This window comes from Actinomadura sp. NPDC023710 (assembly GCF_040639875.1).
Taxonomy (GTDB): domain Bacteria; phylum Actinomycetota; class Actinomycetes; order Streptosporangiales; family Streptosporangiaceae; genus Spirillospora; species Spirillospora citrea.
The window spans coordinates 61,266-75,612 of record NZ_JBFAGB010000013.1 but is presented as its reverse complement, the minus strand read 5'-3'; the positions used below and the strand labels follow the sequence as shown (position 1 = coordinate 75,612).

14 protein-coding genes and 1 pseudogene are annotated in these 14,347 nt (G+C 70.9%); 5 read left to right on the top strand and 10 right to left on the bottom strand.

Features of this window, described 5'->3' with window-relative positions:
* Positions 1 to 168: 168 nt before the first annotated feature.
* From AB0H37_RS17050 to AB0H37_RS17040, 3 genes are read right to left on the bottom strand one after another with little or no spacing between them, the layout of a single operon-like run.
* Positions 169 to 387, bottom strand: coding sequence for a hypothetical protein (locus AB0H37_RS17050; RefSeq protein ID WP_329089480.1), 219 nt, complete (start codon positions 385 to 387; stop codon positions 169 to 171).
* Positions 369 to 668: a hypothetical protein gene (locus AB0H37_RS17045; protein WP_329089478.1), complete on the bottom strand. Its 300-nt coding sequence runs from the start codon at positions 666 to 668 to the stop codon at positions 369 to 371. Before AB0H37_RS17045 ends, AB0H37_RS17050 begins: the two co-directional genes overlap by 19 nt.
* Before the next feature lie 51 nt (positions 669 to 719).
* Positions 720 to 1,133, bottom strand: coding sequence for a hypothetical protein (locus tag AB0H37_RS17040; protein WP_329089476.1), 414 nt, complete (start codon positions 1,131 to 1,133; stop codon positions 720 to 722).
* Positions 1,134 to 1,484: 351 nt separating this feature from the next.
* Between AB0H37_RS17040 and AB0H37_RS17035 the strand changes: the two genes are divergently transcribed.
* A complete protein-coding gene (locus AB0H37_RS17035; RefSeq protein WP_329089474.1) occupies positions 1,485 to 2,306 on the top strand; it encodes an alpha/beta hydrolase in 822 nt (273 codons plus the stop codon).
* An 87-nt stretch (positions 2,307 to 2,393) separates the two neighbouring features.
* Positions 2,394 to 3,236 carry an alpha/beta hydrolase gene (locus tag AB0H37_RS17030; protein ID WP_329089472.1) on the top strand — a complete coding sequence of 281 codons (843 nt, stop codon included), beginning with the start codon at positions 2,394 to 2,396 and terminating at the stop codon, positions 3,234 to 3,236.
* Positions 3,237 to 3,422: 186 nt separating this feature from the next.
* Here the strand turns inward: AB0H37_RS17030 and AB0H37_RS17025 are convergent, their stop codons facing one another.
* The 5 genes from AB0H37_RS17025 to AB0H37_RS17005 all read right to left on the bottom strand — a co-directional run bounded on the left by AB0H37_RS17025 (position 3,423) and on the right by AB0H37_RS17005 (position 9,987).
* On the bottom strand, positions 3,423 to 5,927 hold the full coding sequence (locus tag AB0H37_RS17025) for an FtsX-like permease family protein (RefSeq protein ID WP_360613578.1): 2,505 nt from the start codon (positions 5,925 to 5,927) through the stop codon (positions 3,423 to 3,425).
* The gene (locus AB0H37_RS17020; protein WP_329089468.1) at positions 5,924 to 6,724 is read right to left on the bottom strand and encodes an ABC transporter ATP-binding protein; all 801 of its coding nucleotides are present in this window, start codon (positions 6,722 to 6,724) and stop codon (positions 5,924 to 5,926) included. The genes AB0H37_RS17025 and AB0H37_RS17020 overlap by 4 nt, the downstream gene beginning before the upstream one ends.
* 213 nt (positions 6,725 to 6,937) lie before the next feature.
* Positions 6,938 to 8,746, bottom strand: a complete 1,809-nt coding sequence (locus tag AB0H37_RS17015; RefSeq protein WP_360613576.1) for a histidine kinase — start codon at positions 8,744 to 8,746, stop codon at positions 6,938 to 6,940.
* A 14-nt stretch (positions 8,747 to 8,760) separates the two neighbouring features.
* Positions 8,761 to 9,051 (bottom strand): hypothetical protein, encoded by a 291-nt coding sequence (locus tag AB0H37_RS17010; protein ID WP_360613574.1) that lies wholly within the window; start codon positions 9,049 to 9,051, stop codon positions 8,761 to 8,763.
* A gap of 336 nt (positions 9,052 to 9,387) precedes the next feature.
* Entirely contained in the window at positions 9,388 to 9,987 is a 600-nt protein-coding gene (locus AB0H37_RS17005; RefSeq protein ID WP_360613572.1) for a TetR/AcrR family transcriptional regulator, read from the bottom strand.
* Between the two features lie 84 nt (positions 9,988 to 10,071).
* On the opposite strand from AB0H37_RS17005, the gene AB0H37_RS17000 reads away from it, so the two are divergent.
* Entirely contained in the window at positions 10,072 to 10,866 is a 795-nt protein-coding gene (locus AB0H37_RS17000; protein WP_360613570.1) for an SDR family oxidoreductase, read from the top strand.
* Positions 10,867 to 11,157: 291 nt separating this feature from the next.
* On the opposite strand, the pseudogene AB0H37_RS16995 reads toward AB0H37_RS17000, so the two are convergent.
* Both AB0H37_RS16995 and AB0H37_RS16990 read right to left on the bottom strand, forming a co-directional pair.
* Positions 11,158 to 11,325, bottom strand: a pseudogene (locus AB0H37_RS16995) (LuxR C-terminal-related transcriptional regulator); the annotation flags it as partial.
* 70 nt (positions 11,326 to 11,395) lie between these two features.
* Positions 11,396 to 12,280 (bottom strand): AraC family transcriptional regulator, encoded by an 885-nt coding sequence (locus AB0H37_RS16990; protein ID WP_360613568.1) that lies wholly within the window; start codon positions 12,278 to 12,280, stop codon positions 11,396 to 11,398.
* Between the two features lie 185 nt (positions 12,281 to 12,465).
* Here AB0H37_RS16990 and AB0H37_RS16985 point away from each other — a divergent pair, with 185 nt between their 5' ends.
* Both AB0H37_RS16985 and AB0H37_RS16980 read left to right on the top strand, forming a co-directional pair.
* Positions 12,466 to 13,224 (top strand): phytanoyl-CoA dioxygenase family protein, encoded by a 759-nt coding sequence (locus AB0H37_RS16985; protein WP_360613567.1) that lies wholly within the window; start codon positions 12,466 to 12,468, stop codon positions 13,222 to 13,224.
* Positions 13,225 to 13,448: 224 nt separating this feature from the next.
* Positions 13,449 to 14,243: an SDR family oxidoreductase gene (locus AB0H37_RS16980; RefSeq protein ID WP_360613565.1), complete on the top strand. Its 795-nt coding sequence runs from the start codon at positions 13,449 to 13,451 to the stop codon at positions 14,241 to 14,243.
* Positions 14,244 to 14,347: the final 104 nt, after the last annotated feature.

Below are 14,347 nucleotides of genomic sequence, written 5' to 3'. Positions count from 1 at the left end.
GCGCCAGGCCACCACCGTGAGCGGCGAACGTGCCAGCCGAGCCGCCCACACCGGCACCAGCCTCACCGGACCGCCGTAATCCGCTCCGTTCCGCCCGCCCTTCAAACTCCGCACTCGCCAGAGGCTCGATATCACCCGCCTGCCGACCCGTCCTGTTCTCCTCCCGACCTACTCGGCCGCGATCTGCTCCCGAACGGAGAGCCACTCATGCCAGCAGTCTGCGGGCGGAGTGTCGGAGTACCCGCGAGACCGCTCAAGGTCGTGTGCGACGCTGAGCGGGACGGTCATGCATACCGCATCGTCGCGGATGGCGAGCACCTCCGCTTCCGTCAGCGGCTCGCCCTTCTCCTGCTCAGCCGCATGCAGGATCACCACCAGAGCCGGCATGAAGACGGCGCAGAGTGGGTCTTCGTCGTGGGACATCTGTTCTCCAGACTGCTCAGGTCACGTTTCGGGCCCGGCAGGCCGAGGACGCCGAGCGGAGGATCGACCGCGTGCGCACCTTTGCCGGATACCGGGAATACCACGAACACGGCATGATCGGCCGTTCCTTCGCGTACGAGCAAGCCCTGCTCCGAGAGGTCGAACGCCTCGTGCACAACATCCGGCGCGAGGTCGAAGAGGTCTTCTACCTCAGGTTCGAGGAGTTCCGGGACGTCGTGCTCCATCCACGGCACCCCCACGCGGCCTCCATCGAGCGAGCCGGGGTGTGGGGCCTGTCACGTCTCGGCGGCCACCAACCTGAACCAGGCGTGCCCTGGGCACGCGAGCGGAGCGGGTGCGAGCCGTGGCCGCGCAGGCCGGTCAGGTTCCTGGGCCAGCATGGCGCGCGCGACCTCGGTGTCCACCGGGGCGCCCTGCGAGGACGTTCCGAGGGAGCCCGAGGAGTGGACGGGACGGACGAGGCGGTGGCGGCCGATGGCATCCGGTCCGGCGACCACGGTGGCGACGGCGGCGGGTTCGCGCGCCTTGACCGCCGCGGCGAGGGCGCCGATCTCGGCGAAGCGTGAGGGGCCGACCGGCTCGATGGGGACATCGAGGACGCCCCCGCAGGTGAGGCCCACGGCGACGGCGGCGAGGGCGAAGGTCTCGCCCGCGGCCCAGCGGGCGATGTCGCCGAGGATGTCACGCATGCCGGAGGCGCGCCGGTGGCGTCCTGGACGGGCTCGGGCGTCACGCCGGCGGCGCACTCGGCGAGGAAGAGGCCGGCCGGGGCCACGTCGACGCCGAGGTCGGTGATGATCCGGTGGACGCAGGACACGCCGGTCATGGAGAGAGTGCACGTAAAGCGAAATTCACCGTCTTACTGCCAGGCTTTCCCCCCTCTGAAGTTAAGAGCTCCTCCTTCGAGGGGAGGGGGAAGCCATGCCCAGCGTGGCAAGTCGCGGGCCATGGATCAGGACCGAGTGTTCTACGGACTCGACGAGACCGGTGGGGTCGACGGTGTTCCGTATCGGCCTCGCCTTTCACAGGGAGCCGGTGCCATGAGCACGATCACTACCCATGACGGTACGGAGATCTATTACAAGGATTGGGGCGAGGGCCCGGCCGTGACGTTCTCGCACGGCTGGCCGTTGAGCTCCGACGCATGGGACGGCCAGATGCTGTTCCTCGTCCAGCACGGCTATCGGGTGGTCGCGCACGATCGGCGCGGTCACGGCCGATCCAGCCAGACCTCCACAAGAAATGACATGGACGGCTACGCCGACGATCTCGCCGCGGTGATCGAGGTGCTCGACCTCAGGGATGCCACGCTGGTGGGCCACTCCACCGGCGGCGGGGAGGTCGCGCGCTACATCGGCCGGCACGGCACGAGCCGGGTGGCCAAGGCGGTCCTGATCGCGGCGGTGCCCCCGATCATGGTGAAGACCGAAGCCAACCCCGAAGGCCTCCCGATCGAGGTCTTCGACGACATGCGCGCGGCCCTCTTCAACGACCGTTCGCAGTTCTACCAGGATCTGGCCATCCAGTTCTATGGCGCCAACCGGCCCGGTGCCGGCATTTCCCAGGGAGTGCTGGATCAGTTCTGGCTGTGGAGCATGCAATCAGGTCTCCTCAACGCCTACGAGAGCATCAAGGCCTTTTCCGAGACCGACTTCCACGACGACCTCGCCAAATTCGATGTGCCGACTCTGGTGCTGCACGGCGAGGACGACCAGATCGTCCCGATCAAGGACTCGGCGATCAAATCCGCCCGGCTGATCAAGGGCGCCAAGGACGTCTACTACCCCGGCGCTCCGCACGGCATCACAGCCACCCACCAAGACCAGCTCAACGCCGAACTGCTGGCCTTCCTTCGAAGCTGACCGGCACACCCGGTTCCGGGCGCTTCCGTCGAGCGGCGAGCGGAGGAGGCGACGAGTTGACTTTCACCCGACCGAAGGAGGGTTGGCATGCCGTCAATCTCTGAGCGGGAGTACCGGGAGATCGAGGCGGCCAACGCCTCTCACAACACCCCGGTCGTCCTCATCCACGGGCTCTGGCTGCTGCCGAGCAGCTGGGCCAACTGGGTGGAGTTCTTCAAGCAGGCGGGCTACGCACCGCTGACACCGGATTGGCCGGACGATCCTGAAACGGTGGAAGCGGCCCGGGCGAACCCGGGCGTCCTCGCCAAGAAGACCTTGAAGCAGATCGCCGACCACACCACCGAGATCGTCAACGCCCTGGACAGGCGGCCAGTGCTGATCGGGCACTCGACCGGGGGTCTTCTGGCGGAAATGCTGGCGGGCCAGGGCCTCTCGGCGGCCACGGTGGCCATCGACCCCGGGATCTTCCGGGGCGTTCTGCCGCTGCCGGCCTCCGTGCTCAAGGCGGCGGGCCCATTCCTGGTCAACCCGCTGACGCGCGATCGCGCGATCACTCTCACGTTCGACCAGTTCACCTATGGATGGGCGAATGCGCTGGACGACAAGGAGGCGCGGAAGCTCTACGACAACTTCCACGTCGCCGGCTCTGGGCTCGCTCTCATGCAGATGGGCAACGCGAATCTCAATCCGTGGACCGAGGCGAAGGTGGACACGAAGAGCCCCGACCGCGGTCCCCTGCTGATCATCGACGGCGAAAAGGACCACACGGTGCCCTGGGCGATCGCGAACGCCGCCTACAAACGACAGAAGCGCAACCCTTCCGTCACGGAGATCGTGAAGATGCCGGACCGGGGCCACTCCCTCACCATCGACCACGCCTGGCAAGAGGTCGCCGAGACCGCCCTCGACTTCGTCCAGCGATCCGCCTGACAACCGTCCTTGCCGCCTCGGGGTCGCCCGTGGCATCCGCTGACCACGATCACGGTGATCAGGCGCGAGGCCGTTCTTGATGCGATCGCCGAGTGCGATCTGCTGGGACGCGAGTGACGCCACCCGTCCCACGCCGGCGCCCGGCCAGGGGCGGGGTCTCCTGGCCGGGCGCGTGGGATGAGCGGATCATGGCCTGGCGCCGGGGCGGGTTCGCAGGACGATTCGCGTTGCGGTCAGGGTCGTGGCGGAGGTCAGGGCCACGGCGGCGGCCACTACCGCGGCGAGGATCCAGGGGGAGCCGGCCGGCAGCGCGGAGCCCAGCACGCTCAGGCACAGCGGGACGATGGTCAGGGCGGCCACCAGGAAGCCGAGGGTGATTCCGACGGCGATGACCAGGCCCGCTTCCACCGCCATCATCCGCAGGACCTGGCGGCGGGTGGCACCGATCAGGCGCATCAGGCCGAACTCGCGGCGGCGTTCAGCGGTGGCCAGGGCCTGGGTGTTGACCAAGGACATCACCGCGTAGCCGACGACGACCGCGAGAACGAGCCAGGCCATGGTCGCCTGGGTGCGGTCCTGATCCTGCTGACCGGCGGCGAGGCCGTCGCGGTCGGTGACATGGAGCCCGGGGTGCCCGATGGCGGTCAGGGCCGCGGCCAGTTCGGGGCGGTTCGCGCCGGGGGCGGTGCTGACGAGGATCCGCGGGACGAGACCGGCGTCGGTGTGCGCGGCGAGGAGCGCCGCCGGGACGAGCGCCGTCTCGTAGCCGCGCCGGGCCCCGACGGTGGCGACGAGCTTCAACCGGGTCCGGGTGCCGTCGCCCAGCCGCATCGCGATCGTGTCGCCGAGCCGGTGGCCGGTGGCATAGCGGGCGGGCAGCGCGACGGTGTCGCCTTGCAGTGCCGTCAGGGTGCCGGTGGCAGCGCGGAAGGCCGTCGTCCGGTCGCTTCCCTGCGGGGTGATGCCCTGGAGCGCGAGTTCGGTGGGCTGCGGGCCCGCCGGCTCTTCGCCGTCGGACGGGGCAAGCGGAGCGGCGGGTTCGATGAAGCCGCGGCCGGGGATCTGCGCGGTCGCGGCGGCGACACCGGGGATCTTCTGGACGGCGTCGACCGCGTCGAGGGGCAGGCCGCCGGCGGCGGAGGTAAGGACCAGGTCGGCGCGCTGGCCCTCCTCGAAGGCCTGGCGGGCGCCGGCGGACTGGGTGGTCTGCAGGTAGGTCAGGCTGAGGGCCAGCCCGGTGGCGAGCATGACGGGCATGACCGCGGCGGTCAGCCGTGCCGTCCGGGCGCGGGCGTTGCTGGTGGCCAGTTCGCCGGAGAGCCCGGAGAGCGCCCGGACGGGGCGGGCGAGTCCGGTGGTGATGGCGCGGGCCAGCACGGGGCCGAGCAGTCCGAAGCCGATCGTCCACACCAGTGCGGCCGGGGTGGCGACCCCGCCCGCGTCGGGAGCGTCGGAGCGGGCGGTCCCGAACGCCAGCGCGGTGCCCCCGCCCAGGCACAGCACACCCAGGACGAGCCGGACGCGGCTGAACCACCGGCGCTGCAGGGCGGCCTCGGCCAGCGCCTCGGCAGGGCGGGTGCGGGCGGCGGTGTGCGCGGCCATGAGGGCGGCGCCCAGCGCGGCAGTGATCGCGAGGCCCGCGCCGGCGATCAGCGGGACGGGTCCGGAGCGAAACGCGACCGCGTCCGGCACCACGCCGGCATGGACGAAGACCCGCAGCAGCAGGCGGCCAAGCCGGGGGGCGGGATAGCAGGCCAGGGCGGTGGCGGCCACCGTCAGGATCATCGTCTCGCCAAGGATCAGGCGGCGGAGCTGGCCGGGTGTGGCGCCGACCGCGCGGAGCAGCGCGCTCTGGCGCTCTCGCTGCCGGATCGACAGACCGAGGGTGCCGGCCACCACGAACACCATGGCCATCGCGGCGAGGCTGCCGAACGCGGCGGCGAGCGGGACCAGGTCGCCGGTGTCGGCGAGGACCGCGGGGTCCTCGGCGCGGCCCCGGTCGTCCCCGGCCAGCACCGCGGGCCCGGTACCGGCGGCGGCCCGGACGGCTCGGACGACCTGGGCGGTGCTCGCGCCGGGCGCGAGGAACACGCCGACCGAGTCGATGGTTCCGGGTCGGCCGGTGAGGCGGCCCGCCTGAGCGTCGGCGACGAAGACGTCGCCGGTCCCGGCGGCCAGCCCGGAGATCTCGAACCGCTCGGCGGCGCCGTGCACCAGCAACTGGACGTGGCCGCCGGTCCGCAGCCCGGCCCGTTCGGCCAGGTCCTCCCCCAGGACGATGCGTCCGGGGCCAGAGGGCGCGGTGCCCTGGGCGAGCCGGAGCGGAGTGAGCCGGGCCGAGGACCAGTTGTGGCCGGTGACCTGCCCGCCGGAGGGGAGCGTGGCGGGGAACGAGAGGTCCGGCACCGCGGCGGCGACGCCGGGAACCGTGGCGATCTTGTTTGCCAGCGCGGCGTCCAGGTGGACGCGCTCGGGGAACACCAGTTCCTGCACCGTGCCCTGGTAGCGCTGGTCGCCGGTGACCACGATCGCCGCCGCGGCCAGCCGCCGCGGCGGGGCGTCGGCGCGGATGCCGGTCTCCAGCAGCCCGCCGCAGGCCACCACGATCAGGGCGCCCAGGAACAGCGCGGCGAAGGAGGCGAGGAAGCCGCCCTTGTGGAAGCGCAGGGTGCGCAGCGCGAGCCCGATCACCGGTTCGCTCCGGCGGCGCCCAGGCGCGTCATACGCTCGGCGACCTGCTCCACGCTCGGCCGGTCGAGCTCGCCGGCGACGCGGCCGTCGGCCAGGAACAGGACACGGTCGGCGTGCGCGGCGGCGACCGGGTCGTGCGTGACCATCACCACCGTCCGTCCCGCCCCCTCGACGGCCTCCCGCAGCAGGACGAGCACCTCGCGGGCGGTGGTGGTGTCCAGCGCGCCGGTCGGCTCGTCCGCGAAGATCACTGCCGGACGGGTGATGAGCGCCCGCGCGATCGCGACGCGCTGCTGCTGACCACCTGACAGCTCACCCGGACGGCTGTGCAGCCGCCCGCCGAGCCCGACGCGCTCCAGCACTTCCTGGACCGCTGCTCGGCCGGGCCGGCGGCCCGCCAGCCGCAGCGGCAGGCCGACGTTGTCCCGCACGCTCAACGCGGGAAGCAGGTTGAACGACTGGAAGATGAAACCGATCCGGTCGCGGCGGAGCTTGGTCAGCCGGTTCTCGCCGAGGGAGGCGAGCTTCACCCCGTCCAGGACCACCGACCCCGACGTCGGACGGTCGAGCCCGGCGGCGCACTGCAAGAAAGTGCTCTTGCCCGACCCAGACGGCCCCATCACCGCGGTGAACGAGCCCTGCCGCAATCCGACGCTCACCTCGTCGAGCGCGACCACCGCGTTTCTCCCGCCGCCGTAGACCTTGCGCACCGACTCCAGTCGCACGACCTCGGTGGAACCGAACGCCGCATCCGCACCACCGCCGTCCAAGGGCGCTTCATTCAAGGTGTTCGTCATGTCAACAGTGTCTTGACAAGGGGAGCGCGCTCGGCAGGCCCGTTCGGTTGAACCCGCCGTCCACCGATCGGTGGACAAGCCCCCCGGAACACCGGGGGGTCAGGCTGAGATCAAGGTGAGCTGGTCGGCGGTCTACCGGATCAGCGTGGGCTTGCCGGCCCTGCCCGGCGTCGTGCAGTGCGAACACACCACCCGGCTGGCACCCTGTGATTCTCACCCTGAGATCGTGATCCCCTGCCGCGCGAAGGACCGGATCTCCTCGGACGTGTCGCGTGCGAGCTGCAGCGCCTCGCTCACCTCACCCTCGGGGTGGTCTCCCTGCCGGGCCCGGTCAAGGTGGCGGGCGATCGCGAACAGGCTCGAGCCGATGCGGTCACGTAGGTGCAGTCCGGAGCGGGCCCGCTCGACCGCCAACGTGGCCTCGGTCAGCTCCGCGCTGGCCATTTTGAGTTCGCGGACCAGGTCGGCCAGGCGCATCGCACCCCAGTAGAGGAACTGCGCGCGGATCTGGCTGACCAGGAGCACCAGAATGAGGGCGGCGTTAGCCCCGCTCCCCGGCCAGATCCCCGACTGCAGGGTGTACCGCGCCTGCGACCAGGTGCCGGCGACGGCGCACAGGGCGAACAGGGGCCGGCCGGCCCCGCGCGGCAGGACGAACAGGGCGGTGGCGGCGATCATGGACATGTGTTCGAACCCGATCTGGTCGAGCCCCAGCGCGCCCACGCCGACGCCGCCCATGACCACCATGGCGGCACCCACCCGCGCCGGACGCAGCACCACCAGATAGATCATCAGCCCGCTGATCACGAGACTGCACAGCAGCCACAGCTCCACCTGCTCCCCGGCGGACCAGGTGACCGGGTTGACGTAGGTGATCAGCGAGAAGAAGGCGACCAGCGCCAGAAGGGGGGCCGTGGCCGCCGACCAGTCGATACCCAGACGAGGCGTCCTGACCGGGACCCTCGCCTTCAGGGTGAACCAGCCGTCCCGCAACTGCCCGGTCACCTGGCCGCGCAGGGGCCGCAACCGGTCGCCGAGTCCGGCCAGGCCCGTCCCCGCAGGCCGGCCGGCTCCGACCGCGCCGTCATTGGCGGCCGTGACCCCGGCCGGGCCCGCCGTGATCACGCAGCGGGTCGCCCGGCTGTGTCGCAGGAGGTTGGTGATGGCCTCGCGGAGGACATAGGCCAGGGCCGGATCCGCGCGGCCAAGCCTTCCGATGACCGTGATCTCGGTCTCAATCCCGGCCCGCCACAGCACCTCCCTGGCCGCTTCCAGTTCCTGCGCCAGCGAGGCGACCGGGGTGCCGTCCCCGATCGTGCGGATCTCCCCGAGCCCCTGCTCGACCAACTCGGACACCCGCGCCAACTCGTCCTCGCCCGGCCCGGTCCGTACCGCGTGAAAGGCCACCTCCAGATAGACGGCGATCAAGGTGATGCTGTGGCCGAGGAGGTCGTGCACGTCCCTGCGCACCCTGAGGCGCTCCAGGGCGAGGTCCGCCTCCGCGGCCTCCTCCCGCCTGGTGTGCAGCTCATGCGCCACCCAGGCGACCTTCGACACCACATAGACCTGGGCGCCGATGCTGATGTTGTTGAGCGCCCAGTAGATAACGGTTTGCCCGTGCTCCTTGCCGAGGGAGTTCGCCGGCCAGAAATGGTGATCGATGGCCGACGTCGCGACGATCAGCAGCCCCACCAGCGCCCACCGGCTTCTGCGGCCGAACAGCAGCAGCGCGCTGGCGATCGGATATCCGGAGTTGGCCTGCAGGTGCAGCGGCGAGAGCACCGGGCCGAAACAGAGCAGCAGATCGAGACCGAACAGCCAGAAGCGTCGCCGACGCTGCAGTTCCGCGAACCGCGGCAGGGAGATCAGCAGTTGCAGGGCCGGTGCGGCCGCCGTTGCCGCCACCCAGAGCAGGTACGCGCCGTCGAACTTGTCGACCCCCGGCCGGGCGATGATCAGATTCAGGACGCCGCTGATCAGGGAGAGGGAAAGGAGGTTGAGCAGGACGAGTCGCTCGGTCAACCGGACATTGCGCACTAGAGAGTCACCTCCGGTCGACCGATGACACCCTGGCAGGTCCCGCGGGACGTGTCGGCGGTGGGCAGGAGTTCCTCGCGCACCTTGGCCTCGGGGTGGTCACACTGGCGCGCCCGGTCCGGATGGCGGGCGATGGCGAACAGGCTCGAACCGATGCGACCGCGCCGATGCAGCCCGGCCTGAGCACGCCTGGTTCCCACCATGATCTCCTCGCGCAGACCCTGCAGTCCCGAACCCGGCGGGAGGAGACTCGGTTCCGCCATGTCGTTGGCGACGCATACATCCGTCACAGAGGGACGATCTCGCTGCGGGCCATCCGGCCATACAGCAGAACCAGCTATCGGGGAGCCGCCCTGGGGGCCTCCTCCGGGACCTACAACGCCTCCCCCGGACGTCTCCACAGGTGAGAGGCTCCTCGATCGACTTCCATCGACCTTGATCGCTTGGTCTTCTGCGCCCGCGGGACCCGAACGTCTTCCGCACCCCACCGCTTCCGGCCATCGCGACCTGCGACGCGGACCGCCAGGAGTCGTTGATCGAGTGATCTGGGTTCTCCGCGGTCGGCCATCGAGAGCTTTCGCGCTGCGTGAACTTCGGGACCCGGGTCCGCGGCGCGGCGCCGCCGGTCAAGCGAAGCGCCGTGCTTCGGCGAGGACGCGCGCGGTCTCCACGACGGACGCGCGGCGCCGCGCGAGCGCCGCCGCCTCGTCGTCCTCGTCCAGGACGAGGCGGCACAGCTGCGGGACGGCGAAGTTCCACGCGACCAGGCCGAGAATCGTGAACATCCAGTCCTGGGCGAGCCGCCTGGCGTCCTCCCCGGACGGTCCCCCGGCGATGCCGCCGGCCTGCGCCCCGCGGACGATCTCGCGGTACATCTCGCGGCGTTCGAGCTCGCCCTGCACCTCCTCGCGCGACTCCAGCGCCTCCCAGAGCAGGAGCCGGATCAGCTCCGGGTGCTCCTGGTACCAGTCGAACAGGTGGCCCACGGATTCACCCAGGTCACCGGGACCGAGGTCGGTGGAGTGGCAGACCTCGTCGACCTTGTCGCGCACGACCTCCCCGAACAGCTTCTCCTTGTCGCCGAAGTACAAGTAGATGCCCTGCTTGTTGGCGCGGGCGGCGCGGGCGATGCGGTCGATGCGGGCCCCGGCCAGCCCGTACGCGGCGAATTCGGCGGTGGCGGCCACGAAGATCCGACGCCGGGTGGCCTCCGCGTCGTAGGTCATGCACCGAATTAAACCATCCGGTTGACTTCGTGGTCCGCGGCGGGCAGGATAAACCAACCAGTTGGTTTATTTAGGAGCATCGTGATGACCACCACCGAGGCGCCCGTCCCGGTCCGTTCCCCGCTGCCGCGGGGCCTCGCCGGGCAGACCGCCGTCATCGTCGGCGGCAGTTCCGGCATCGGCCTCGCCACCGGCGCCCTGCTGGCCTCGGTGGGCGCGCGGGTCGTGCTCACCGGGCGCGACAAGGCCCGGCTGGACGCCGCCGCCGAGCACGTCCGCGCCGCTGGCGGCGACGGCGCGGTGCTCGTCGTCGCCGGGGACGCCGCAGACGAGCAGGCGCTGGCCGAGACCTTCGAACGCGCCGACGCCGTCGACCACGTTCTGTTGACCGCCGGGGGCCTCGGCGGCACCGGCCCGCTCACCGACATCACCAGGGACACCGCCTTGCAGGCGATGGACGGACGGCTGTGGGCGGCACTGGCCGTCGCACGGGCGGCGGCGCCGCGGCTGGGCGCGGGCGGTTCGATCACGTTCTCCTCCGGCGCCTTCGTCTCCCGCCCCGTGGCCGGGATGTCCGCGCCGCTCGCGGCCGTCGGCGCCGTCGAGACGCTGGCGCGGGCTTTGGCCGTGGAACTGGCACCCCGCCGGCTCCGTGTGAACGCCCTGCGCTTCGGGCAGTTCGACACCCCGCTGTCGCGCGGGGCGATGGGCGCCGGCCCCGGCGAGGCCGGGGACGCGGCCGTCGCGCAGGCCGGCGCCCGAAACCCGCTCGGCCGGTGGGGGACGCCCGAGGAGGCCGCGGCCGCCGCGCTGTTCCTGATGGCCAACCCCTACATGACGGGCGAGATCCTCACGATCGACGGCGGTCTCACCCTGTAAACCCGAACACCGCGCGGGCCCGTTCTCGGAACGCTCCTCACGTGGAGTGGAGTGGAGGGGCCGGCGGACGGCGACGCGTGGTGGTCAGCCTCCGGGCAGGGCTCCGCGGCAGTCGCCTCCCCCGGCCCGTTCTCGGGTCCGAATGCGGCCCGCCAGGGTGCCGGCATGGCGTCGTGCGCGGCGGCCGTCCCTGGCGGGACAGTGCCGATCAAGTCGCGGGCGGCGCTCGTCGCACTCCCCGGACGGCATCAGAGCCTCCTCGCCGGCCGGGGCCCGAGTCCGGGGCGCCGGTCAGCGCGACGGTGCGATGAGTCGGTGTTCGTAGGCGAGGATGACCAGTTGGACACGGTCGCGGGCCTGGAGTTTGGCGAGCAGGTTGGCGACGTGGGTTTTGGCAGTGCCGGGGCTGATGTGGAGTTCGGCGGCCAGTTCGGCATTGGACAGGCCACGTCCGACCAGGTCCGCCGCCGCGTGGACGGTGTTCGCCCTGTGGCCGCTGGCCGGCGGTGATCACCGATCAGGACACCGTCTAACACCCGCCGGGGCGGAATCGGGCGCGGTATGCGGCCGGGCTGAGAGCGAAGAAGTGCCGGAACCGGCGGCTCGCGTAGTTGGGATCGTGCCAGCCGGCGAGCCTTCCGATCGCTGCCACGGACAGGTCGGTCTCGATGAGGAGTGCCGCAGCGCGCTCTGCTCGCAGCCTGCCCAGGTAGGTCATGGGCGGAACTCCGAGATGCGCGGTGAACATGCGAGTCAGGTAGGGGGGCGACAAGTTCACGGTGGAGGCGAGTTCGTCCAGGTTCCAGGCCCGCTGAATGTCGTTCTCCAAGAACTGCGCCGCGGCCAACACCGCGGGATGGACCTGATCGGTTCGTTCGCTGGTGGCATCCGTGGAGCCATGTGCCACGACGCCGCCCAGAAGGCAGAGCAGAATCCCGACCCGCACGGCGTAGGCCGGTCCGGGATGAAGGCCCGGATCGGAACCGGGCTCACCGGAGGTTTCCGCCAGGCCGGTTTCGACCACTCGCAGCGCGGTGGGGTCGAGCCGCAGCGGGTGGCCGGTGTGGCGGCCGGATCGGCCGGCGATGCGCACTGAGGGGCCGAGGTGCGGGGCGGTGCGCATCCAGGCCAGTTCGCGCCGAAACGCCTCCGGGCTGACGTACAGGTTGTAGACGGTCAGGCGGTCGCAGCCGTGGTAGCCGTGCCAGTCGCCCGGGCGGAGCATCGTCACCGAACCGCGGTCCAGAGGCTGCTCGCCCGCGGCCGAGACGTGCGTGGCAGTGCCACCGGTGACGACGGCGAGCTCAATGAAGTCATGGCTGTGGGCGGCGGTGTCGCTCCGCAGTTCGAACCGCTCGGCGGCGATGGGCGGCCGCCCCGGCGGAAACACCTCCGCGAGCCGCACGCGATGCATCGGACCTCTCCTCGACGGACGCTCGTCAAGATCGTGCTATGCCTGTCGGGCTCTCGTGCTAGCCGCACGGTGGAGGCCGCGGCGACAGTTGTCGAGACGGCAATCCCTAGAAGGCAAGGAAGATAGCCATGACTGTCGCCGGCCCCGAACCCCGTACCACTGCGGACAACCTTTCCCAGGACGCGGTGTCAGCGTATCGCCGTGATGGTTTCGTCCACCTGCCCGGAGTGATCTCCCGGGCCGACGCGGCCAGGTTCGCCGAAGCGGCGCTGGCGGCCCGCTCCACCGTCCGGGACCACCACAACGGGACGATCTTCACGCAACTGCTCCAGCTGTGGCGTCACGATGAGACCCTGCGCGAGCTCACCCTGAACCCCGACCTGGCGGCCATCGCGACCCGGCTGGCGGGGATCCCGCTGCGGCTGTGGCACGACCAGCTGCTGATCAAGGAGCCGCGGAACGGGGCCTCGACAGAATTCCACCAGGACCAGCCGTACTGGCCGCACGCCGGTTCACGGCATGCCCTCTCGGCCTGGGTGGCGCTGGTGGACGTGCCGGTCGACCGCGGCTGCATGACGTTCATCCCCGGCTCCCAGCACCTGGACGGCCTGCGCCCACAGGATCTGTCAAACCATGCCGACATGTTCACCGTGGCGCCCGAACTGCTGTGGGAACGGCGCATCACAGTCCCCCTTCGCGCGGGCGACTGCACGCTCCACAACTCCCGCCTCGCCCACAGCGCCACACCCAACCTCACCGGCGACCCCCGTATCGCCCACGTCATCATCTACGCGGACGCGGACCTGACCTTGGCGGCCGGACCCGCACACCCCGTCACCGACCCGCTCGGCCTGACCGTGGGCGACCCCCTTCCGGACGAACATTTCCCACGCTTCGCCGAACCCGCCGACAAGCCGCAGCCGAGGACCACCCCGACAACGTGAACAGGACGAAACCGCATCATTCGGCGAATGGCGTCACGCGTCTGAAAGAACCCCCGGCGTCGAGCCGGGGGCGCGGGCCGCCCGGCCTGGTTGGAACGCGAGGTCACCGCCGCTGCCGGGACACAGTTCGCGCACCCCCACACGGTGCGCAGAGCGACATGAGTTGCCAGAGATCTCCGGGGTTCAGGAGCTCTGACCGGCGTCGACGTGGGAAGGTCACCGGCATGGAGATCGATCTCAGGGGGCGGACCGCCTTCGTCAGCGGTTCCACCAAGGGCATCGGCCACGCCATCGCCGCGGGGCTGGCACGGGCCGGGGCGGCGACCATCGTCAACGGGCGGACCGAGGACAGTGTCACCGGCGCTCTGGACGCACTGCGGACGCGACTCCCGGAGGCGGACCTGCGGGGCGTGGTCGCCGATGTCGCCACCGCCGAGGGCGCTGAGGCGGTACGGGCCGAGGCGCCCGACGTCGACATCCTGGTGAACAACCTCGGCATCTTCTCGGCGCGGCCCGTCCTGGAGATCGACGATGAGGAGTGGCGGCGCTACTTCGAGGTCAACGTGCTGTCGGGAGTGCGGCTCGCCCGCCTCTACCTGCCGGGCATGACCGAGCGGGGCTGGGGGCGCGTGCAGTTCATCGCCAGCGACTCGGCGGTCGTGACCCCCGCGGAGATGGTGCATTACGGTGTGTCGAAGACGGCGCTGCTGGCGGTCTCGCGCGGCTACGCCAAGGCCGTCGCGGGCACGGGCGTCACCGTCAACACCGTCCTGGCCGGACCGACCCACACCGCGGGCGTGGAGGACTTCGTCGCCGAGATGGTCGGGGAGGACCTGCCCTGGGACGAGGCGCAGCGCCGCTTCATGACCGAGCACCGCCCGAACTCGCTGCTCCAGCGGCTCATCGAGCCAGAAGAGATCGCCAGCATGGTCGTCTACCTCAGCTCGCCGCACGCGTCCGCCACCACCGGCGGGGCGGTCCGCGTCGACGGCGGCTACGTCGACGCGATCCTGCCCTAGCATCCGACCGCCTGGCCACCGCCTCGGCTCGGCGGATCCGCGATAGCAGCCGCGCCGTCGCCGCCTCGGGCTCCGGGCAGGTTCAGGATCTCATCCAGGCCCAC